Below are 19,048 nucleotides of genomic sequence, written 5' to 3'. Positions count from 1 at the left end.
GGACAACGGGAGGTGCCGTCATGAGAGTAAAGGTAGTATTGGCTTGCACAGAGTGCAAACAGCGTAACTACAACACAAAGAAAAACAAACAGAACGATCCGGACAGGCTCGAAATGAAGAAGTACTGCAGATTCTGCAAAAAGCATACTCTGCACAGAGAGACAAAGTAATTCGGACGGAGGGACAGCGAATGGCTGACAAGGAAAAAAAGTCCGCCGCGAAGGCCGCACAGGCCGCTGCACCGGACAAAAAGAAGGCCGTAAAGAAAGCTGACAAAGTGTCCGAAAAGGCCGAGGCAAAAGGCAAGAAAACCAAAGCGATTTCTCGCTTTTTCCATGACCTCAAGTCTGAAGGCAAAAAGGTCGTCTGGCCCACGCCGCACGCGGTGTGGAAAAACGTGGGGATTGTTGTGGCCATGATTGCAGTGTTCGGTGTGTGCATTTTTGGTCTGGACGAGGCATTCACACATTTGCTGCACCAGTTTATGAATATCGCAGTTTGACAAAAAAAGTGAGGTATGACAATGGCTGAAGAAGCACGCTGGTATGTTGTGCATACCTACTCCGGCTACGAGAACAAGGTCGCTTCCACGCTGGCAAAAACGGTGGAAAACCGCAATATGCAGGATTTGATTCCGGAAATCCTGGTGCCCACAGAGAAAGTGACCGAGGTGAAGGACAACAAGACACGCGAAGTCGAACGGAAAATCTTCCCCGGCTATGTGCTGATTAAAATGGTTCTGACCAACGATTCTTGGTATGTCGTGCGCAACATCCGCGGCTGCACCGGTTTTGTCGGCCCGGACAACACCAAGCCCCTGCCTCTTTCCGAGGAGGAAGTGCAGAAACTCGGTGTGGAGAAGAAAAACGTTGAGGTTTCTTACAAAGTTGGCGACTCCGTCAACATTGTGGACGGTCCGTTTGACGGCTTTGTCGGTACAGTTGAGGAAATCGACACCGAAAAGAACCGCGTGCGCGTTACCATCAATATGTTCGGCCGCGAAACTCCTGTTGACCTTGAACTGGATCAGGCTGAAACAGTAGAGTGATCCGCTCTCCGGGTTCGCCCGGAGCAACAAACCAGACATTCCGCGGGAAACCGCTGAAAGTGGGGGCAGAGGCCCCCGTGGGAGGAATGCGCCAATTTTTTTCGGACAGCGTGTTCCGCTTTTACCACAAATTTTGGAGGTGCAATTACAATGGCTCAGAAGGTTACTGGTTACATTAAGCTCCAGATACCTGCCGGCAAGGCAACCCCGGCGCCGCCGGTTGGACCGGCTCTCGGTCAGCACGGCGTCAACATCATGGCGTTCACAAAGGAATTTAATGAGCGCACAAAGAAGGACGCGGGGCTCATCATCCCGGTCATCATTACCGTTTACGCCGACCGTTCCTTTACGTTTGTCACCAAGACCCCGCCGGCTGCAGTCCTTATCAAAAAGGCTTGCGGCATTGAGACGGCTTCCGGTGAACCGAACAAAAAGAAAGTTGCAAAGATTACCAAGGAGCAGGTCAAGCAGATCGCAGAACAAAAGATGCCCGACCTGAACGCGGCTTCTGTCGAAAGTGCCATGCGCATGATCGCCGGAACAGCCCGCAGCATGGGAATTGAAGTCGTCGACTGATATTACCCGGGTGGGAGGAACTAATCATCCGTATTTACCACTTTACAGGGAGGATAACCAATGAAACATGGTAAAAAATACGTCGACAGCGAAAAGCTGATCGATCGTTCTAAATTTTACGATCCGCAAGAGGCGCTGGAGCTTGCTGTCAAGACCGGCACTGCCAAATTTGACGAAACCGTTGAGATTCACGTAAAGCTGGGTGTCGACAGCCGCCACGCTGACCAGCAGGTTCGCGGCGCGCTGGTTCTGCCCAACGGCACCGGTAAAAACGTCCGTGTTCTTGCCATCTGCAAGGGCGACGCTGCCAAAGAGGCAGAAGCTGCCGGCGCGGATTTTATCGGCGCGGAGGATATGGCACAGAAGATTCAGTCCGAGGGTTGGATGGACTTTGATGTTGTCATTACTACACCGGACATGATGGGTGTCGTGGGCCGCTTAGGTAAGGTGCTTGGCCCCCGCGGTCTGATGCCGAACCCGAAGGCTGGCACGGTTACCCGCGAAATGGGCAAAGCCGTTAAGGAAGCCAAGGCCGGTAAGATTGAGTACCGCCTGGACAAGTCCAACATCATTCACTGTGTGATTGGCCGCGTTTCTTTCGGTGCAGAAAAGCTGGCCGAAAACTTCGACGCGCTGATGGACGCCATTGTCAAGGCAAAGCCGGCTGCCGCCAAGGGCCAGTATGTGCGCTCCTGTGTAGTTGCTGCAACCATGGGTCCCGGTGTCCGTGTGAACCCGAACAAATTCGGCGTATAAGTATTTGTACGCTTGACATACAGCTTACTGTATGTTATACTCATAAAGCTGTCCAAAGACAGCAGGTGCATTTTGCGCAAAGGGAGTTTCCCGCCTGCCGAGGAAAGCAAAAGTTTTGCAGATTTATTTTTGTAACCTTTTGCCTTTTCCGCGGAGATGCGGAAAAGGCTTTTTTGTTGCAAAGTTTATGCAATCGGTTCAATGGAGGTGAAACCATTTGCCAAGCGAAAAGATTTTAGACGCGAAAAAACAGGCGGTTGCTGCTCTGACTGAGGAGATCAAGAAAGCCAATGTTGGTATTCTGGTCGACTATAAGGGCATCAATGTGGCTGACGACACCAAACTGCGTAAAGACCTGCGCGAAGCCGGCGATTCTTACAAGGTTGTAAAGAACACGCTGCTCAAACGCGCACTGGCAGACGCGGGTGTTTCCGGTCTGGATGAATTGCTGGAAGGCACGACCGCACTGGCCACCGGCGAGGATTATGTGAGCGCTGCAAAGGTTCTGGCGTCCTATGCAAAGGACAACAAGGACTTCAAGCTGAAAGGCGGCTTCTTGGACGGCGCTGCGGTTGACGCTGCGGCCATCAAGAATCTGGCGGAACTGCCCAGCAAAGAAGTGCTGGTTGCGCAGGTACTGGGTGGCTTGAACGCACCGATCAGCGGTTTTGTAACCGTTTTGAACGGTACGCTGAAGGGTCTGGTTGTTGCGCTGAACGCAGTCGCGGAAAAGCAGGCTGCCGCACAGGCGTGATTCTGTACGCTTTTTCCTAAAAAAACGAATTGACGGAACGTATTTGATTTGGAGGTAACAAACATGTCTGAGAAAGTTGAAAAGCTCGTTGAAGATGTAAAGGCTCTTACGGTTCTGGAACTGTCCGAGCTGGTTAAGGCTCTGGAAGAGGAATTCGGCGTTTCCGCTGCTGCTCCGGTTGCTGTTGCTGCTGCTCCGGCTGCTGGCGCTGCTCCGGCTGCTGAAGAGAAGACCGAGTTTGACGTCATCCTGAAGTCTGCCGGCGCAAGCAAGATTCCGGTGATCAAGGTTGTTCGTGACGCAACCGGTCTGGGCCTGAAGGAAGCAAAGGCTCTGGTTGACGGCGCACCGAAGGCTGTTAAAGAAGGCCTTTCCAAGGACGACGCAGAAGCTCTGAAGGCAAAGCTGACAGAGGCTGGCGCAGAAGTCGAACTGAAGTAAGTTTCACCTCTTACTTTCTTATAAAAAAGGCATCCCGGTTTCGGGGTGCCTTTTTGTTTTTTGGGGAACTTGATAAGTTCAGCACACATAAGCAGGCAGGAGGGCAATGGGATGATACGAAAAGCAGTAGAAAAGGATATTTCCCGGATAGCAGAGATTCTAATCTTTACAAAGAGAACTGCTTACCGCACTATTTTTAAAAACGACGAAGTTTCTTTTGGAAAAATGCAGATTGTCCCTCTGGCAAGGAAACTGTTTGCAGAGCCGCAGTTACTGGAGGGCATCTATGTTTTTGACGAGGTGTTTGTACGGGGGCTGATTCAGATTCTGCCGTTGGACAGTAACTCCGTGGAAGTAAAAGCACTGTATATTGACCCTTTTTTTCAGCATCAGGGAATTGGCGCGGAGTTGTTGAACTTTGCGGAAGGACAGGGGCATCAGCTAAAAGCGCAGAGCCTGTGCTTATGGGTCTTGGAAAAAAATGAAGCGGCGCGGACTTTCTACGAACAGCATGGTTTTTTGAGTACCAATGAAAAAACGGCAGAGGTCGGTACAGAAGAATTTATTGTAAAATATCGTAAAGCTTTATAGCATTTTTAGAAAAGCAAAAAAGGACAGAAACACACGTTTCTGTCCTTTTTTGCGGTTTAAAACCGCCTGTATTTTTTCACTTTGTGCAGGCTGCCTTTTCGGCGGTTGTAAAACAGTGCCAGTGCAACGTAAACACCAACCAGAACAAGAATGACTGCGGCGATTCCGAGAAACCACGGCGAAGTTACAATATCCCTTGCGGTGTTTGCGGAGTGAATCAGCTCACTGCGGTCAACGGTTTCGTTTGCAACCAGACGAACCGTGGCGAGTTTCTGCTTGGCGTAAGTCAGCGTAGCTGTGCCGACCACCTGACCCTTTTGAATGGGAGCGTCCACAGAGGCAGGCACATTTGGCGTGACCTCCACACTGTTTGCACTGACACCCTCCGGCAGCACAGCTGTCACGTCCTTTTCCGGACAAAGAACAATGGAGTCGCGGTTCCAAGCGTATTTCAGTGGAACCTCCCAGATGGGTTGGTTGGCAGAGGCAATCTGCACCAGATTGAAGTTCGTGTATACCCACCGATACAGATGGGTGGTATCAATCATTTCCCCGTAGCTCTCGCTTTTCGTTGGTGCGCCCATCAGCACGCACAAATAGGTTCGGCCGCCGTAAACAGCAGTCGTGACCAAACAGCGGCCGGCCTGGCTGGTGTGGCCGGTTTTAATTCCCTTTACATAGGGGTTGTAGTAAGCGCCGCCCTCTGCGCCGCGGTCAATCATGGCGTTCGTTGTGGTTAGCTGGTGATTCACGCTAGAGTTATTCAGTGGTTTTAAATTGTATACGGTGGTGTTCGTGATTTCCAGAAAGTAGTTCAGCGTCAGCGCATATTTGGCCATCAGTGCAAGGTCGTGTGCGGTCGTGTAGTGGTTTTCATCCTGCAGACCGTCCGGATTGGCAAAGTGCGTGCCGGTGCAGCCCAGCGCTTTGGCTTTTTGGTTCATCAGCGTTACAAAGCGGCTGATATCGCCGCCGCCCACATAGGTGGCCAGCAGCAGGGCTGCGTCGTTGCCGGACGGAACCATCATGGCATACAGCAGTTGGTGGACGCTGTAGATTTCGCCGACCTTCAGCCCGGCGGTGGAGCTGCCGGTGCCGTCAATCTGTTTCTTTTCCTTATCGGTGTAGGTGATGGTTTGCTTGTCGACATTTTTGACGTTTTCCATGACGATGATGAACGTCATGATTTTGGTGGTGGAGGCTGGGTACATTTTCTGGTCTGCGTTTTGCTGAAACACGACCGTGTCTGTGTCCAGATTGACCAGTTCGGCGGCTTTGGAGTTCAGCGTAAAGTCCGGCTTAAACATACTGTCTCCGCTTTGAGATGTGGCAGAGCCGGTACTGCTCGGCTGACTCGATGCTGCAGAGCCGCTGGCCGCGTAAACGGGCAGGCAGGCGGTCAGGACAACAGAAAGCGTAAGCAGCAATGAAAGCAGTCGTTTTTTCATGGAAGTCTTTCCTCCGGTATGATAGAATAGAAGGAACAGGCGGAAGCGCCGTTCGTTCCGATTGAAATGCATTTATGTCTACTTCAGTATACCAGTATTCTGAAAAAAAGAAAAGGCAAAAGCATAGTTTTTTCAGCTGCACCGGCGTGCTGCCGGTTTGAGAAAAGGGGAGTTTGATGATTCGGTTTTTGCATACTGCCGATTGGCACTTGGGAAAGGCCTTGTACGGCCGCAGCCTATTGGACGAGCAGCGGTGGTTTGTTCTGGAGTGGTTTGTGCCGCTGTTGGAACGCGAGCGTCCGGATGCGGTGCTGCTTGCCGGGGATATTTTTGACCGACAGGTGCCGCCGGTCGAGGCGGTCACGCTGTTTGATAGATTTTTGAACCGGCTTTCGGCACTGCGGATTCCGCTGATTGCCGTTACGGGAAACCATGACAGCGCCCGCAGGCTGTCGTTGGGTTCTGCTCTGCTGCGGCGGCAGGGCGTGGTGCTTGCCACTCGGCCGGAGGATGTTTGGAACCCCTACACCATACAGACAGAGGACGGCCCGCTTTGCTGTTATACCCTGCCGTACTGTGAGCCTGCCGCGGCGCGTGAAGCGCTGGGCAGCGGACAGGAAGACGGCCCGCATACGATGGATGAAGCGTTTCGGGCGCTGCTTGCGCGCGTACAGCCCGCGCCCGATGTGGTGAATCTCTTGATAACCCACTGCTTTGCCGCGGGCGGAGAGGTCAGCGCAAGCGAAAGCCCTGCATTTGTGGGTGGCAGCAGCCAGGTGGGGCTGGACTGCTTTGCTCCGTTTGCGTACACGGCGCTGGGGCACTTGCACGCACCGCAGAAAGCGGGCACCGGCCGGTACGCCGGTTCTCCATTGAAGTACAGCTTTGACGAAGCCCGCCAGAAAAAAGGGGTGGTGCGGGTGACGATTTCCAACGGGCAAGTGGAAACGGAAGTTCTGCCCGTGCATCCGCCGCATGATGTGCGCGTGCTGCACGGGGCGTTTGACATCCTGCTGCAGGCGGCACAGCAGACGCCGAGCGGCGATTATCTGTTCGTGGAACTGACGGATACCCATCCGATTTACCAGCCGGTGGACCGGCTGCGGCCGTACTACCCGAATCTGCTGGGGATTTCCAGTGAGTGGCTGCTTTCTGAGGGCGGAAAAGAGGACAGTGGCTTTCGTCGGGAAATGCGGAAGCACCGTGTCAGCGAGGAGGAAATTTTCACGGCGTTTCTGCAGCAGGTTTGCGGCACACAGCCGACCCAGCAGGATCTTGCACTGTTTCGGGAAGTTATGAAAGAGGGGGAGGAAGTATGAAGCCGCTGTATCTGCGCATGAAAGCGTTTGGCTCTTACCTGCACGAAACGGAGATTGACTTTACAAAACTGGGGGAACACCCGCTTTTTCTGATTACTGGTGCGACCGGCGGCGGGAAAACTACCATTCTGGACGCCATGTGCTTTGCGCTGTACTGCAAGGCGACCGGCGGCAGGCGCAGTTGGGCGGGAATGCGCAGCCTTGCCGCCGCGCGGGAGGACGAAACGCTGGTGGAGTTTCGGTTTGCGTACCGCGGCAATACCTACAAATGGTTGCGCAGTCTGCAGGAATACTACTCCAAACGAACGGATTCTTTCCGCAGCAAAGAAGAGCATGAGTGCTACCGAATGCTTGCGGATGGCAGTTGGGAGCTGCTGTGCTCCGGTGCGGAAAGCCGCGTACGCGAGCAGGCGGAACAGCTGCTGGGGCTAACCTGTGAGCAGTTTTCGCAGGTTGTCGTGCTGCCGCAGGGGGATTTTTTAAAGCTGCTGCTTTCCAATTCCCGTGAAAAGGCGGCGCTGTTGCAAACATTGTTTGCAACACAGAAGTGGGAGCGTCTGACGCAGCAGATGCGCGCGCGCGCTGCGGCGCTGAAAACACAGGCCGGAGAAAACGATGCAGCCCGGCAGTCTGTTCTGACACGGGAAGAGGTGCAGGATTTGCAGGCACTTACCGAAAAATGCACAGCCTTGGAGCAGACCTACCTGCAGCTGCAGAAGCAGTGCGCACAGGCAAACTGCAGGCAGGAACAGTGCAACCGCGCTTACGACCTTGCAGCCAAGACAGCGGCTGCTTATGACCTGTGGAAGGCTTGTGAAGCAGCGCGCGCAGCGGCGGAGGAACGCGCGGAAAAGACGGAAGCACAGAATCGGCAGGCACAGGCGGCGCTGCCGCAGGCGCAGACGCTGCTGCGGGAAGCTGCCCAAAGCCGCGAGCAGGCAGCCGCCCTTACCGGCGCTTTGGAGGCTGCCAGAAAACTGGACGGTCTGCACAAGCAGCTTGCCGTTAAAAAGCAGCAGATGGCGGGTGCGCGGCAGCAGCTTGCCAAGGCGGAGCAGACACGGCAGGAAGCACAGGCGCGCTGGGAAAAGGGCATGGCCCTTTCCGAGGAGTGGAACCGGCAGGCGGCGCAGCTGCCGCAGATTTCAGCCGCCATTGAAGCGGAGCTTCGCGCAAATGCGGCGGCGGCGGTTGCCGCTGACCTGCAGGAGGATCGCCCCTGTCCGGTATGCGGTGCGCTGCACCATCCGCATCCGGCGGCGCCGTCGGCACAGCTGGAACGTCTGCGTGCGAAGCAGGCGGAAACGATGAAGGCTGCGGAAACGCTGCAGAAAGCGCGCGCGAAACTGAAGCTGCTGGAGCAACAGCGCGAGCAGGCGCGGCAGAGCGCCGAGCAGCTGCGCACACACCTGATGGAACTGCAAAACGACATTGCCGCAGACGAAGCGACCGAAAAAGCGGTTTCCGAGCAGATGCGCGGCAAAGCAACCCTGGCGGAACTGGAGGAAGCGGTGCGCGCCCTGCGCAAAAAAACCAATGCGTTGGAGCAGCAGGCGGCAAAGCTGCAGCACACGGCGGCAGAAATGCAAAGCCAGTCCGCCGCGGCGGCAGAGGGGCAGAAAAAGGCGCGGGCGGATTTGGAGGAAGCGCGCAAAAAGTATGCGCTGGCGCTGGAAACGTACCGTGCACAGCCGGACGCACCGCAGGATACGAAACGACCGGATGAAAACGTGGCGCGTCAGCAGCGTGCCGAAGCGCAGGCTGCATCGGCGCAGCTGGCAGAGCAGGCGGGGCGTGCAGCCGCAGGTTTGCAAAGCGCAAAGCAGTCCTGTCAGCAGCTTGCCGCTTTGCAGGAGCAGGGAACCAGCCTGCAGCAGCAGTACGAAGCCGCCAGCCGCCTTTCTGACCTGCTTTCCGGAAAGACCCGGCAGCGTGTGCCGATTCAGCAGTTTGTGCTGGGCATTATGCTGGAGGATATTCTGACCAGTGCAAACGGGTTTTTCGCAGACCTTTCCTCCGGACGCTACCGGCTGCTGCGCAAGACAGCACCTGCCGGCGGCAACGCCATTGGCGGATTGGATCTGGCGGTGCTGGACGCGGCTTCCGGCGGGGAACGTGACGTGGGAACGCTTTCCGGCGGAGAACTGTTTCTCGCCTCGCTCTCGCTTGCGTTCGGACTTTCGGATGTGGTGCAGGCGTACTCCGGCGCGGTGCGTCTGGACGCGCTGTTTATCGACGAAGGCTTTGGCTCTTTGGATCAGGAAACGCTGGACACTGCCATGGGTGCGCTTCTGCGCCTGCAGGAGTCCGGCCGCACAGTCGGCATTATCTCTCACGTGACGGAGCTGCAGGCGGTTATCAAAAAGCAGCTGCTTGTTGACCGCCTGCCGGACGGAACCAGTTGTGTCAAAATCATGATGGGTTAGATGCTGCTTAAGATGGATTTTTGGTAAAAAATTAAAATAAAATGTTAATTTATGATAGAATATATGACAGGATATTTATATACTTACAAAATAATTGCTTGAAATTCTATGTCTTGACAACCGCTTTCTATCAGCATGGTCGTGTAGGAAATGGAACCACTGTTATGCTTCGTGGCAGGTGTAAGGAAGTAGTTTCCAGCGGTGTGAAAAACTCCGGCGAGGTAAATTTCGGTTAATTGAAGTTAGCAATCAGAAAAGGGATCTCAAAAAGAGATGCCTTTTCTTCTTTTAGGTGGAAATTTTATGAAAAATGCTTTAAGAATGCAGTTTAAAAGACTGTTTGACAGCAAACTGTTTTTCTTTTCTCTGACAGCCATTATGCTGCTTTCGTTTTTTATGATTGGAAATATCATTCTCAACTTTCGGGGGGATATTGTTGAGCAGCATCTGCCTGCCTGGGCTTACTGGGGATTCTTTGGATTCGCAACCATCAGTGGAAACAATACCAGTTTCACAGGGAATACGGAGGACTTCTCGATACAAATCCAGATGTTTCAGATGTTTTTGCTCCCATTTTTTGCCTGCCTTCCGTTTACCTCTACTTTTTATGATGACAGGAAAAACAACACCCTGCATGCGGTGCTCACCAAATGTGGCCGCAGGCGTTACTACAGCTCGGCGGCTATTGTGATTTTTGTCAGCGCCTTTATCATTGTTATCCTCCCGTATGGACTGGAGCAAGTTGTTCTTTGCATCCTATGTCAGGGCGCGCCGCAGCAAAATGCCATGATGGGTCCGGTTCAGGACGGGTATCAAGACTGGATATCTGGATGGAATGTGCAGGCATGGCTCATGCCGCTGAAAGTGAATCATCCCTATCTCTATAATATCTTGTATATGTGCGTGCCGGCGGTAACCGGTGCGGCGTTTGCGGAATTCAATTTTGCGCTGTCTCTTTATTTTCACAGAAACCGATTTTTGGTTTTGACGCTTCCGGCAGCGATTTTATGGGTTTGCTTCAACTTCGTGTGTGACTTGGTTCTCAACCCGGCGGGTATCCCCATCTTTCAGTGGAATCTTGCGATGTTACCGGAAATGCCCCTTAGCGATATCGGGATTCGGGTTTTGCTGCTGCTGTTTGTTGCAGCGGTGCTCATTGAAATTCGCGTGCGGCTGCGGCGCGACGTTTTGGCGTAAGGAGAAGTGAACATGAAGCGAAAGAAAGTTCAAAAAAACGGGCTGCTTTGCTTTGCCTCTCTTGCCTTGTTCCTGTTGTTTTTAATTGGGAATTTGGGTGCAGGTGCCGGTTCACAAGGAGCCACGGATTATCTTCTCACACTTTACGGCGGCAGAAGAGCCGATCATTTCTCTTTGATGCTAATCATGATTTTTCAGACGCCATGGATGCTGTTCCTTTATGTTTACGCATCCTATTTCCGTAAAGATTTTGAACAGAACTATGTTTACGTCTTTCCGCGCATGGGCTCCAAGCGGCACTGGCTTTGGCAGAAGACTGTCTCACTTTTCCTGCAGATGAGCGTGTCGTGGTTGCTTCTGCTTGCGGTGTCCTATGCGGTTGGCAGAGCTGCGGGATTTGCCTTTCACGGAAGCGGAATGCAGTATCTTCAGCTTTACCTTGGCAATGTTGTGGGGCTTTTCGTACTTTCGTTCAGCCAAAACCTGCTTTCCTTGTGGTTTGGCAGTACACGCTCCTTTCTAGTAGAACTTATTTTTTACATAGTCTGCTTGATTTTTGCTTGTGAAAATTATCAGAATACAGTATTCGCCGGCGTATTTTCTCTGCTGCCGCCCGTTTTGCAGCAGGTGCTCTGGCACGCTGACGCTGTGGTTTCCCCGCAGACCCGGGCGGCATACTATCCGGCGGTACCCGGGCTGTCATTTTGGGGCAATCTTCTTGTCTGCGTTCTTTGGTTTGCAGCCATGTATGTTTTCCTGTATGTCACAATTGAAAGAAAGGACGTCATGGACTTTTTGAAAGAGGAGTAACAATGGGATATTGTGTAGAAATTGAAGATCTGACAAAACAATTAAAGCACCGAACCGTGCTGAATCATATTTCTCTGACCTTAGAGGCGGGCGGGGTTTACGGACTCTATGGGCACAATGGCTCCGGCAAAACGATGCTGCTGCGCTCCATTGCCGGATTGATTTATCCGACAAGCGGTACCGTGAAAATTGACGGCAAACAGTTGGGCAAGGACTTGTCTTTTCCGGAAAAGATGGGACTGATTATTGAAAATGTCGGTTTTGGGCCGGAGTATACCGGCTTTGAAAATTTAAAAACGCTGGCAATGATTCGGGCTCAAGTGCGTGACGAACAGATTAAAGAAGCAATCTCCCGTGTTGGGCTGGACCCGGCAGACAAGCGTACTTATAAAAAATACTCCCTGGGCATGAAGCAGCGTTTGGCGGTGGCACAAGCATCATGGAGCGCCCGGAGCTTTTGCTGCTGGATGAGCCGACAAACGCCTTGGATGACGAGGGCGTGGAACGAATCAGAACGGTGGTTCGTGAGGAAAATGAACGGGGCGCAACTGTGGTGATTGCAAGCCATAACAAAGAGGATTTGAGCGTATTTTGCAGGAATTGCATAGCACTGCCTGATGGTGCATGAGCATAGAAACCTGTATTTGAAACGATTCAGAAAAAACAAAGCAACCCCCATTCGGACAGAACCACGCGGCTCTGCCCGGATGGGGGCTTTACGTTTCCCCTAGGTTTTGGAACAGCAGGCGCACTTCCGCGCGCAAGCCGCGGTGGTCGGGCGCTTCCAGGGGTGGGTCGGCGGCAAGCATCTCTTTGGCAACGGTTTGTGCGTTCTGCAGGACTGAAAAGTCGTCGTTCAGGTCGGCAATTTTCAGCTCCGGCAGGCCATGCTGCCGGCTGCCGAAAAAGTCGCCCGGCCCGCGCAGCTTTAAGTCCCTCTCCGCAATGGCAAAGCCGTCTGCGGTTTCGCACATTACCTGCATCCGCGCGCGTGCCTCTTCATTCTGCGCGTCGGAAATGAGGATACAATAGCTCTGGCAGCTGCCGCGCCCAACACGTCCGCGCAGCTGGTGCAGCTGCGAAAGACCGTACTGCTCGGCGTTTTCAATCAGCATATCCACAGCGTTGGGTACATCAACACCGACTTCCACCACGGTGGTGGAAACCAAAATGTCGATTTTTCCGCCGGAAAAATGCTCCATGATTTCGTCTTTTTCCTTTGGCTTCATGCGTCCGTGCAGGGCGCCGATCCGGCAGTCAGGCAGTGCGCGTTGCAGATTTTGCGCGTACTGCGTGACGCTGGCTTTGTCGTTGCCTGCGTCAATGGCAGGGCAGATAATATATGCCTGCCGCCCCGCGTGCACGTGCTTCTTCACGAAACGCAGGGCGCGCATACGCTTACTGCTGTCAATGCAGAAAGTCTGGATTTCCTGCCGACCGGGCGGAAGTTCATCAATGACGGAAATATCCAAGTCACCGTAAATCATGAGTGCCAGCGTGCGCGGAATCGGCGTGGCACTCATGACCAGCACGTGGGTGCCCTTTGACTTTTCCGCCAGTGCCGTCCGTTGGTTGACACCAAAGCGGTGCTGCTCATCGGTAATGACCAAACCTAAATTTTGAAAGACAACGTCCGGGGTGAGCAGTGCGTGCGTGCCAACCAAAAGCTGCAGCGTGCCGTCTGCAATGTCGGCCTTTACCGCCGCTTTTTCTTTCGGCTTTAAGGAGCCGGTCAGCAGTCCGACTGAAATTCCCGCAGGCTGCAGCATTGCGCTGAGCGAGGCAAAGTGCTGGTGGGCCAGAATGTCTGTGGGGGCCATCAGCACAGCCTGCATACCGCTGCGGATGACGGTGTGGCAGCAGGCAGCTGCAACTGCGGTTTTACCGCTGCCGACGTCCCCCTGGATTAAGCGGTTCATCGGCCAGCCGCTCTGCATATCCTGCACGGCTTCTTCAGCGGCGTGCCGCTGCGCACCGGTCGGTGTGAAGGGCAACAGCTTCCAGAATTCTTCCAAATAACTTTTTTGTACAACAAATGCGCTCTTTTCGCGGGTGCGGCTTTTCATGGTCAGCAGACCGAGCTGCAGAACCAGAAGTTCCTCAAATGCCAGCCGCGCCCGCGCAACCTCCATGCTTTCCTGATTCTCAGGCTGATGAATGGTTTCGAGCGCGTAGCGCAGTTCACAAAGGCTGTACCGCTGCCGGATTTCCTGCGGAATCGGGTCTTGCATAGCATCTGGCAGAAGTTGCAGGGCTTCTTGCACAGCGGCCGCGATGGTGCGGCTGGGCAGCCCTTTTGTCTGCGGGTAAATGGGGCGCAGACCGGGGCACTGCCCTTCTTTGGCGAAGATAGGGGATGCCATTTGCTGCTTTCCCTGGTTGATGGTGACTTTGCCGTAAAAAATATAGCAGGTGCCGCTGCTCAGAAGATTTTGAATATAGGAATTGTTAAAGAAAACCAGTTCCAGTGGGGTGCCCTCTGCGTCTGCAGTCTGCACGTGAATCAACATCACACCGGAGCGGGTGAAAACAGGGGCGCTGACACGCTCCACCGTGGCACGCACGGCACAGGCGGTGTCGTGCGGTGCCTGCAGAACCGTGCAGGGGCTGCTCCAATCTTCGTAAGCGCGTGGATACAGACGCAGCAAAGCGCCGACAGTGGGCGCGCCGAGTTTCTGATAAAGCTCTGCGCGTTTCTTGCCGACGCCCTTTAATTCTGTAATGGGTTTTGCGAATAAAGAGGCCATTATTCCACCGAGATCAGGAAGTAGTGGATGGGTTGTCCGCCATTGACAAGCGTGATTTCCACGTCAGAGCTGATTTTAGACTTAATGCGGTTGTAGGCATCGTTGGCCTGCTCTTCTGTGATGTCTGCTCCGTAAATAATCGTAATGAATGAGGTGGAGCGGTTGACCATGGAGCGAGTCAGCTTGGAGCAGGTGTGGATGATGTCCTTTTCCACCAGAGTCAGCTTGCCGTTGACCAAGCCGAGGATGTCCCCTTCTTTGATTCGGCGGCCGCCGTATTCGCTGTCACGCGCGGCAAAGGTGACTGTGCCGGTTTCCACACTGCCGGCTGCCTCCATCATTTTCACTGCGTTCACTTCGCAGGTGGAGTCGGGGTCGTATGCCAGCATGGCGGAAAGCCCTTGCGGAATGGTGCGGGTGGGCAGCACCATGACCTTGCGGTCTTTAACCAGGGGAATGACCTGCTCAGCAGCCATGGTAATGTTTTTGTTGTTGGGCAGCACCAGAACCGTTTTGCCCGGCGTGGCAAGCACTGCCTCCAGAATGTCCTCTGTGCTGGGGTTCATGGTTTGTCCGCCGCTGACCACGTGGGTGCAGCCAAGGTCGGTAAACAGGGTTTTCAGACCCTCGCCCGCCGCGACCGCGACAAAGCCGACTTCTTCGGTTGGTTCCACTGGCTTTAAAGCCTCGCGCTCTGCCTTTGCCTTGGCGGCATCATTCGCCTCTTTGGCCTTGCGGTGCTGCTCTTTCATGTTTTCAATTTTCACCGTAAGCAGCTGCCCATAGGTCAGCGCCGCCTCCAAAGCGAGGTATGGCTGCTCGGTGTGCACGTGAGTCTTTACAATATCATCATCTGCGACAACCACAACGCAGTCGCCAATCGTTTGCAGATAGCGGCGCAGCTCCTCCGGGTCTTTGTGCGGGTCTTTTTCACGGCTGGCGATGAACTCTGTGCAGTAAGTGAAGCGGATGTCCTGGTCAAACTCTGCCGCGGCGCTGCGGAACGCATCATTGCTGCTCAGATCTTCCGTCACGGTTTCTTCCGCGGCGGGAAGCACAACACCATCGCGCAGAACGCTCATCATGCCATCAAAGATACAGCACAGCCCTTTGCCGCCGGCATCCACCACACCGGCTTTTTTGAGCACAGGCAGCAGTTCCGGTGTTTCGGCGAGCGCTTCTTCCGCGCCTTTGCAGACAGCGTTCCAGACATACAGCGGGTCATCGTCAATTTCGGCGGCGGCCTTTGCCTTTTCGCTTGCCACGCGAGAAACTGTCAAAATGGTGCCCTCGGTGGGCTTCATGACAGCTTTGTAGGCAGCCTCCACACCAATAGCGAGTGCGTTGGCAAGGTCAGTGCCGGAAGCCGCCTCCAGCCCCTTGACGCCGTCGGCAAAGCCACGGAACAGCAGGGAAAGGATGACACCCGAGTTGCCGCGTGCGCCGCGCAGCAGTCCGGAAGCAGCAACACGCGCCACCTCAGAAATGGTGCCGCCCTCTGTCTTTTGCAATTCAGCGGACGCGTTTGCCATGGTCATGGACATATTTGTGCCGGTGTCTCCGTCCGGTACCGGAAAGATATTCAATTCGTCGATGCTGCTCCGGTGTTTGGCAATGTTGTTTGCACCGGAAATCATTGCATTACGCAAAATAGTTCCGTTTATCATGAGCAAGCTCCTTTGGAAACTTTTTATTCTAGACGCAGAGGAGGTCACCCGGCGTCTGCCATTCTTTTTTAGTATCAGTATACCATATATGCTGTACGGATTCAACTGAAACTTCCAGCGCAGTGGGGCGGCTGCTGTGCAAAAAAGCGGGGAAAAATTCCTTTATTTACCGAAGTTCCAGCCGCTCGGCACCGCGGCAGCGTCCGGTTGCATCGTCAATGTCAAACAAGCAGCAGTCCAACTTACAGGGGCCTTCCTGCACCAGGTCAAAGCGAACGGGCATCTGGGTTTTCATTTTACGGATGGTCAGCTCCGGCTGCACGCCAAGCACAGATTCCACCGTGCCGGTCATGCCCAGGTCTGAGATATAGCCTGTGCCTTTTGGCAGCACACATTCATCCGCGGTCTGCACATGGGTGTGGGTGCCCCACAGCGCGCTGACGCGGCCGTCCAGGTAGTACCCCATGCTGCGCTTTTCGCCGGTTGCCTCTGCGTGAAAGTCTACCACGGTGATTGTGGGCGTTTCTTTCAGAAAGGAATCAGCGGTAAAGAAAGGGTTGTCCAGCGGGTCCAGATAAACGGTGCCCATCAGGTTAAAAATTCCCACCTGCGTGCGCCCCATGTCGTAAACCATGTAGCCGCGCCCCGGCGCGCCGACCGGGAAGTTCGCGGGGCGCAGCAGCTGCCCGCATTCCTCGTAGGTGTCGTAGCTTTCCTTACGGCGGAAGCTGTGGTTGCCGGACGTGATGACGTCCACGCCGCTGTCCAGCAGGTAGCGGACGGAGGTGGGGGTCAGGCCGTTGCCGTCCGCGCTGTTTTCGCCGTTGGCGATAACCAGATTGATTGCTTTCAGCTTTTTCAGTGTTGGCAGCTTTGACCGCAGAAAGCGACAGCCCACACTGCCCACCACATCGCCGATTGCCAGAATATTCATAAGAGGACTTCCCTTCCTGTGCAGATAAAATGAAAACAAAAACTGCCGCGGGACGCGTGTGCGTGCCGCAGCAGCAGACCGTTTATTTAGCGAAGTCGGTTGCCCGGCTTTCGCGGATGATGTTGACCTTGATTTGTCCCGGATACTCCAGGTCAGACTCGATTTTCCGGCAAATGTCGTGTGCCAGCAGCGTCATTTGATCGTCAGAGATGACCTCAGGCTTCACAATTACGCGGATTTCGCGGCCGGCCTGAATCGCGTAGCTGCGCTCCACACCCTCAAATCCAGAGGCAACTTCCTCCAGCTTTTCAAGGCGCTTGATATAGTTTTCCACGTTTTCGCGGCGTGCGCCCGGGCGGGCTGCACTGATAGCGTCCGCAGCCTGTACCAGACAGGCGATAACGGTTTTCGGCTCAATGTCGTTGTGGTGGGCGGCGATGGCGTGCACTACCGCTTCGCTCTCCTTGTACTTGCGAGCCACATCCACGCCGATGTCAACGTGCGAACCCTCAATCTCATGGTCAAGCGCTTTGCCGATGTCGTGCAGCAGGCCGGCGCGGCGTGCCATGGTGGGGTCCAGCCCCAGTTCGGACGCCATAATGCCTGCAATTGAGGCGACTTCCAGCGAATGGTCGAGAACATTCTGCCCATAGCTGGTACGGTAGCGCAGGCGCCCCAAAAGCTTAATGAGTTCCGGATGAATGCTGGTGACGCCTGCCTGCAGAATGGCGCTTTCGCCTGCCTGTTTGATGCTTGCTTCCACTTCGCGGCGAGCCTTTTCGACCGTTTCCTCAATGCGTGCCGGATGAATGCGGCCGTCGGAAATCAGCTTTTCAAGGGCAACGCGCGCGATTTCTCGGCGCACCGGTTCAAAGCTGGAGATGGTGATGGCTTCCGGCGTGTCGTCAATAATCAGGTCAACGCCGGTTAGGGTTTCAATGGTACGGATGTTGCGTCCCTCACGGCCGATGATGCGGCCTTTCATTTCGTCATTGGGCAGCGGCACCACAGAAATGGTTGCTTCGGAAACGTGGTCAGCGGCACAGCGCTGAATGGCCATAGAGATGATTTCCCGCGCGGAGTTATCCGCGTCCTCTTTGGTCTGCTGCTCATAGTCACGCAGTTTGACAGCTTTTTCATGCTGAATGTCAGATTCAAACTCCTGCAGCAGGTAATCTTTAGCCTGCTCGGCGGTGAAGCCGGAAATGCGTTCGAGCGTTTCCACCTGCTCCTGCTTCACAGCTTCTGCCTGCGCCAGACGCTCGTCAGCCTGTTTGTTCTTTTTGGAAAGCTTTTCTTCCTTGCTCTCCAGACCTTCCAGCTTGCGGTCCAGATTCTCTTCCTTCTGCTGCACGCGGCGTTCCTGCCGCTGCATTTCCTTGCGGCGGTCGTTGATTTCCCGGTCAGCGTCAGAGCGCATCCGGTGCAGTTCGTCTTTTCCCTCGAGAATCAATTCTTTCTTTTTGGCATCCGCCGCCTTGATGGCTTCGTTTACAATCCGCTTCGCTTCTTCCTCTGCGGAGCCGATCGCAAGTTCTGCGGTCTGCCTGCGGTGGCGTTCTCCGGCAAAGAAACCGGCAAAGCCGCCGCCAACCAGTCCTGCGAGAAACAGAACAATGGTGATGACAGGATTCATTTTGAGCACCTCCTCTGTCCCGGAAAGCGCCCATTCTGCCTTGCATACAGATATGGAAAATATCGTTTTTTATTCAATCGGATACACAAAACGGCCCATCCCGTGAGCGGTGGGCCTTTCGCCGGACTTGTTCCGGCGATTTTTGCCAATCTATCTGCTGGAGCAAAAATGGTGCTTCCAGTGGACTTTGCAGCCGCCCGGCAAAGCTGTGTGCTTTCAGATCTCTACTTGAAAACAGGGAAACGCGCTTTGGGACGGGCTGCACAAATTTAAAATTCATTTTTGTGAAAAAACCGGAGCGTTTTCTCCGGAAAATGCATACTCACGCATCTTACTGATAATTGTATAACGTTTTAGCCCCAAATGTCAAGGAAAGATGCATCCTTTCTGCAGAAATGCGGGCGGCGGGCACCCAAAGCGGCGGCGGCCCGCGCCAAAAGGCCGGAATTCTGCCAAACAACGTATTTTTCGCGCCGAAAGTCATAAAATAAGGATTGACAAGGGAAATGCAAAGTGCTATGATACACTCAAAACCGGATAGAAGCAAATCGTTGATGAGGAAGCCGCGCTTCCTCCTGCAGCAGAGAGCGGGTGTCACTGGCTGAAAGCACCCGCGGCAGGTGGTGCGCATTTGCTACCGCCTCTGAGTGTGTACCGATGAAGTACGCCGGCACGGCACCGTTACCCGCCGCTTATGA

Annotated in this window: 18 protein-coding genes and 1 other annotated feature; of the genes, 13 read left to right on the top strand and 5 right to left on the bottom strand. The window is 54.2% G+C overall.

Annotated features, from left to right (window positions below):
* Nucleotides 1-20: 20 nt before the first annotated feature.
* The 8 genes from rpmG (at nt 21) to PXC00_RS12455 (ending at nt 4,166) form a co-directional block, all read left to right on the top strand.
* Entirely contained in the window at nt 21-170 is a 150-nt protein-coding gene (gene rpmG, locus PXC00_RS12490; RefSeq protein ID WP_275844803.1) for a 50S ribosomal protein L33, read from the top strand.
* Nucleotides 171-190: 20 nt separating this feature from the next.
* The gene (gene secE, locus PXC00_RS12485; protein ID WP_275844802.1) at nt 191-502 is read left to right on the top strand and encodes a preprotein translocase subunit SecE; all 312 of its coding nucleotides are present in this window, start codon (nt 191-193) and stop codon (nt 500-502) included.
* Between the two features lie 21 nt (nt 503-523).
* Nucleotides 524-1,048 (top strand): transcription termination/antitermination protein NusG, encoded by a 525-nt coding sequence (gene nusG, locus PXC00_RS12480; protein ID WP_275844801.1) that lies wholly within the window; start codon nt 524-526, stop codon nt 1,046-1,048.
* Between the two features lie 150 nt (nt 1,049-1,198).
* On the top strand, nt 1,199-1,624 hold the full coding sequence (gene rplK / locus PXC00_RS12475; RefSeq protein WP_275844800.1) for a 50S ribosomal protein L11: 426 nt from the start codon (nt 1,199-1,201) through the stop codon (nt 1,622-1,624).
* A gap of 60 nt (nt 1,625-1,684) precedes the next feature.
* Nucleotides 1,685-2,380 (top strand): 50S ribosomal protein L1, encoded by a 696-nt coding sequence (rplA, locus tag PXC00_RS12470; RefSeq protein WP_275844799.1) that lies wholly within the window; start codon nt 1,685-1,687, stop codon nt 2,378-2,380.
* A 34-nt stretch (nt 2,381-2,414) separates the two neighbouring features.
* Nucleotides 2,415-2,564: a sequence feature (ribosomal protein L10 leader region), on the top strand.
* A gap of 33 nt (nt 2,565-2,597) precedes the next feature.
* Nucleotides 2,598-3,134: a 50S ribosomal protein L10 gene (gene rplJ, locus PXC00_RS12465; RefSeq protein WP_275844798.1), complete on the top strand. Its 537-nt coding sequence runs from the start codon at nt 2,598-2,600 to the stop codon at nt 3,132-3,134.
* Nucleotides 3,135-3,197: 63 nt separating this feature from the next.
* Nucleotides 3,198-3,575 (top strand): 50S ribosomal protein L7/L12, encoded by a 378-nt coding sequence (rplL, locus tag PXC00_RS12460; RefSeq protein WP_275844797.1) that lies wholly within the window; start codon nt 3,198-3,200, stop codon nt 3,573-3,575.
* Between the two features lie 111 nt (nt 3,576-3,686).
* Nucleotides 3,687-4,166: a GNAT family N-acetyltransferase gene (locus PXC00_RS12455; protein ID WP_275844796.1), complete on the top strand. Its 480-nt coding sequence runs from the start codon at nt 3,687-3,689 to the stop codon at nt 4,164-4,166.
* Nucleotides 4,167-4,222: 56 nt separating this feature from the next.
* Here the strand turns inward: PXC00_RS12455 and PXC00_RS12450 are convergent, their stop codons facing one another.
* Nucleotides 4,223-5,614, bottom strand: a complete 1,392-nt coding sequence (locus tag PXC00_RS12450; protein WP_275844795.1) for a D-alanyl-D-alanine carboxypeptidase family protein — start codon at nt 5,612-5,614, stop codon at nt 4,223-4,225.
* A 176-nt stretch (nt 5,615-5,790) separates the two neighbouring features.
* Here PXC00_RS12450 and PXC00_RS12445 point away from each other — a divergent pair, with 176 nt between their 5' ends.
* The 5 genes from PXC00_RS12445 to PXC00_RS12425 all read left to right on the top strand — a co-directional run bounded on the left by PXC00_RS12445 (nt 5,791) and on the right by PXC00_RS12425 (nt 11,923).
* On the top strand, nt 5,791-6,933 hold the full coding sequence (locus PXC00_RS12445; protein ID WP_275844794.1) for an exonuclease SbcCD subunit D: 1,143 nt from the start codon (nt 5,791-5,793) through the stop codon (nt 6,931-6,933).
* Nucleotides 6,930-9,359: an AAA family ATPase gene (locus tag PXC00_RS12440; RefSeq protein ID WP_275844793.1), complete on the top strand. Its 2,430-nt coding sequence runs from the start codon at nt 6,930-6,932 to the stop codon at nt 9,357-9,359. Before PXC00_RS12445 ends, PXC00_RS12440 begins: the two co-directional genes overlap by 4 nt.
* Nucleotides 9,360-9,662: 303 nt before the next feature.
* Nucleotides 9,663-10,556 carry a hypothetical protein gene (locus tag PXC00_RS12435; protein WP_275844792.1) on the top strand — a complete coding sequence of 298 codons (894 nt, stop codon included), beginning with the start codon at nt 9,663-9,665 and terminating at the stop codon, nt 10,554-10,556.
* A 12-nt stretch (nt 10,557-10,568) separates the two neighbouring features.
* On the top strand, nt 10,569-11,366 hold the full coding sequence (locus tag PXC00_RS12430; RefSeq protein WP_275844791.1) for a hypothetical protein: 798 nt from the start codon (nt 10,569-10,571) through the stop codon (nt 11,364-11,366).
* A gap of 2 nt (nt 11,367-11,368) precedes the next feature.
* The gene (locus PXC00_RS12425; RefSeq protein ID WP_275844790.1) at nt 11,369-11,923 is read left to right on the top strand and encodes an ATP-binding cassette domain-containing protein; all 555 of its coding nucleotides are present in this window, start codon (nt 11,369-11,371) and stop codon (nt 11,921-11,923) included.
* Nucleotides 11,924-12,082: 159 nt separating this feature from the next.
* Here the strand turns inward: PXC00_RS12425 and recG are convergent, their stop codons facing one another.
* From recG to rny, 4 genes are all read right to left on the bottom strand, one after another.
* Complete coding sequence (recG, locus tag PXC00_RS12420) at nt 12,083-14,113, bottom strand: ATP-dependent DNA helicase RecG (RefSeq protein WP_275844789.1); 2,031 nt, start codon at nt 14,111-14,113, stop codon at nt 12,083-12,085.
* Nucleotides 14,113-15,780, bottom strand: coding sequence for a DAK2 domain-containing protein (locus PXC00_RS12415; protein ID WP_275844788.1), 1,668 nt, complete (start codon nt 15,778-15,780; stop codon nt 14,113-14,115). The genes recG and PXC00_RS12415 overlap by 1 nt, the downstream gene beginning before the upstream one ends.
* 166 nt (nt 15,781-15,946) lie before the next feature.
* Nucleotides 15,947-16,714, bottom strand: coding sequence for a TIGR00282 family metallophosphoesterase (locus tag PXC00_RS12410; RefSeq protein WP_275844787.1), 768 nt, complete (start codon nt 16,712-16,714; stop codon nt 15,947-15,949).
* An 82-nt stretch (nt 16,715-16,796) separates the two neighbouring features.
* Entirely contained in the window at nt 16,797-18,350 is a 1,554-nt protein-coding gene (gene rny / locus PXC00_RS12405) for a ribonuclease Y (protein WP_275844786.1), read from the bottom strand.
* Nucleotides 18,351-19,048 lie beyond the last annotated feature (698 nt).

This window comes from Caproicibacterium argilliputei (genome assembly GCF_029211325.2).
GTDB lineage: Bacteria > Bacillota > Clostridia > Oscillospirales > Acutalibacteraceae > Caproicibacterium > Caproicibacterium argilliputei.
Note: the sequence above shows the minus strand (reverse complement) of the source record. Positions and strands in the feature narration are given on the sequence as shown.

Bases quoted from the DNA above. Each gene is read 5' to 3' on its own strand.
- rpmG (WP_275844803.1), top strand. From the start codon at position 21: ATGAGAGTAAAGGTAGTATTGGCTTGCACAGAGTGCAAACAGCGTAAC.
- secE (WP_275844802.1), top strand. From the start codon at position 191: ATGGCTGACAAGGAAAAAAAGTCCGCCGCGAAGGCCGCACAGGCCGCT.
- nusG (WP_275844801.1), top strand. From the start codon at position 524: ATGGCTGAAGAAGCACGCTGGTATGTTGTGCATACCTACTCCGGCTAC.
- rplK (WP_275844800.1), top strand. From the start codon at position 1,199: ATGGCTCAGAAGGTTACTGGTTACATTAAGCTCCAGATACCTGCCGGC.
- rplA (WP_275844799.1), top strand. From the start codon at position 1,685: ATGAAACATGGTAAAAAATACGTCGACAGCGAAAAGCTGATCGATCGT.
- rplL (WP_275844797.1), top strand. From the start codon at position 3,198: ATGTCTGAGAAAGTTGAAAAGCTCGTTGAAGATGTAAAGGCTCTTACG.
- PXC00_RS12455 (WP_275844796.1), top strand. From the start codon at position 3,687: ATGATACGAAAAGCAGTAGAAAAGGATATTTCCCGGATAGCAGAGATT.
- PXC00_RS12450 (WP_275844795.1), bottom strand. From the start codon at position 5,614: ATGAAAAAACGACTGCTTTCATTGCTGCTTACGCTTTCTGTTGTCCTG.
- PXC00_RS12445 (WP_275844794.1), top strand. From the start codon at position 5,791: ATGATTCGGTTTTTGCATACTGCCGATTGGCACTTGGGAAAGGCCTTG.
- PXC00_RS12440 (WP_275844793.1), top strand. From the start codon at position 6,930: ATGAAGCCGCTGTATCTGCGCATGAAAGCGTTTGGCTCTTACCTGCAC.
- PXC00_RS12435 (WP_275844792.1), top strand. From the start codon at position 9,663: ATGAAAAATGCTTTAAGAATGCAGTTTAAAAGACTGTTTGACAGCAAA.
- PXC00_RS12430 (WP_275844791.1), top strand. From the start codon at position 10,569: ATGAAGCGAAAGAAAGTTCAAAAAAACGGGCTGCTTTGCTTTGCCTCT.
- PXC00_RS12425 (WP_275844790.1), top strand. From the start codon at position 11,369: ATGGGATATTGTGTAGAAATTGAAGATCTGACAAAACAATTAAAGCAC.
- recG (WP_275844789.1), bottom strand. From the start codon at position 14,113: ATGGCCTCTTTATTCGCAAAACCCATTACAGAATTAAAGGGCGTCGGC.
- PXC00_RS12415 (WP_275844788.1), bottom strand. From the start codon at position 15,780: ATGATAAACGGAACTATTTTGCGTAATGCAATGATTTCCGGTGCAAAC.
- PXC00_RS12410 (WP_275844787.1), bottom strand. From the start codon at position 16,714: ATGAATATTCTGGCAATCGGCGATGTGGTGGGCAGTGTGGGCTGTCGC.
- rny (WP_275844786.1), bottom strand. From the start codon at position 18,350: ATGAATCCTGTCATCACCATTGTTCTGTTTCTCGCAGGACTGGTTGGC.